This is a genomic window from Chitinophaga jiangningensis, from assembly GCF_900142605.1.
In the GTDB taxonomy this organism is placed as follows: Bacteria; Bacteroidota; Bacteroidia; order Chitinophagales; family Chitinophagaceae; genus Chitinophaga; species Chitinophaga jiangningensis.
This window is the reverse complement of the sequence record NZ_FRBL01000023.1, coordinates 1-1,256: the sequence shown is the minus strand read 5'-3', so window position 1 is coordinate 1,256 and position 1,256 is coordinate 1. Positions and strand designations below refer to the sequence as shown.

Sequence of the window (1,256 nt, the reverse complement as noted above, 5' to 3'; positions counted from 1 at the left end):
ACTGCTCCAACAGTAAGCGACATCCACGATCCAAAAGCTACCATCACGGTAACGCCTGGTGATCAGGTACAACTGACCTGGACGGTAACCAGCATTGTAAACGGTGTAGTAAACACTAAATGTCCGGCTACAACTGACGTAGTCACCATCTATAACTTCGCAGCAAATCCAGCTGCTAACGCAGGTGCAGATCAGGAAGATTGCGGTAGAACTACTGCCTTTACCCTTGATGCAACCCCTGTAGTATCTACTGGTAACATCCAGCAGATCGGTACCTGGACCGTTCAATACACTGGTGCTAACACTGCTCCAACAGTAAGCGACATCCACGATCCAAAAGCTACCATCACGGTAACACCTGGTGATCAGGTACAACTGACCTGGACAGTAACCAGCATCGTAAACGGTGTAGTAAATACAAAATGTCCGGCTACAACTGACGTAGTCACCATCTATAACTACGCTGCTAACCCAGCGGCTAACGCAGGCGCAGATCAGGAAGATTGCGGTAGAACTACTGCCTTCACCCTGGATGCAACCCCTGTGGTATCCACTGGTAACATCCAGCAGATCGGAACCTGGACTGTTCAATACACTGGTGCTAACACTGCTCCAACAGTAAGCGACATCCACGATCCAAAAGCTACCATCACGGTAACACCTGGCGATCAGGTACAGCTGACCTGGACAGTAACCAGCATCGTAAACGGTGTAGTAAATACTAAATGTCCGGCTACCACTGACGTAGTCACCATCTATAACTACGCTGCTAACCCGGCTGCAAACGCAGGTGCAGATCAGGAAGATTGCGGTAGAACCACTGCCTTCACCCTTGATGCAACTCCTGTGGTATCTACTGGTAACATCCAGCAGATCGGTACCTGGACCGTTCAATACACTGGTGCTAACAGTGCTCCAACAGTAAGCGACATCCACGATCCAAAAGCTACCATCACGGTAACACCTGGAGATCAGGTACAACTGACCTGGACAGTAACCAGCATCGTAAACGGTGTAGTAAATACTAAATGTCCGGCTACCACTGACGTAGTCACCATCTATAACTACGCTGCTAACCCGGCTGCTAACGCAGGCGCAGATCAGGAAGATTGCGGTAGAACTACTGCCTTCACCCTGGATGCAACCCCTGTGGTATCTACTGGTAACATCCAGCAGATCGGAACCTGGACTGTTCAATATACTGGTGCTAACACTGCTCCAACAGTAAGTGACATCCACGATCCAAAAGCTACCAT

1 protein-coding gene is annotated in these 1,256 nt (G+C 49.4%); it reads left to right on the top strand.

The window, feature by feature from the left end:
• The coding region (locus BUB18_RS29780; RefSeq protein WP_178372232.1) for a hypothetical protein at positions 1 to 1,256 on the top strand (1,256 nt) is incomplete at both ends.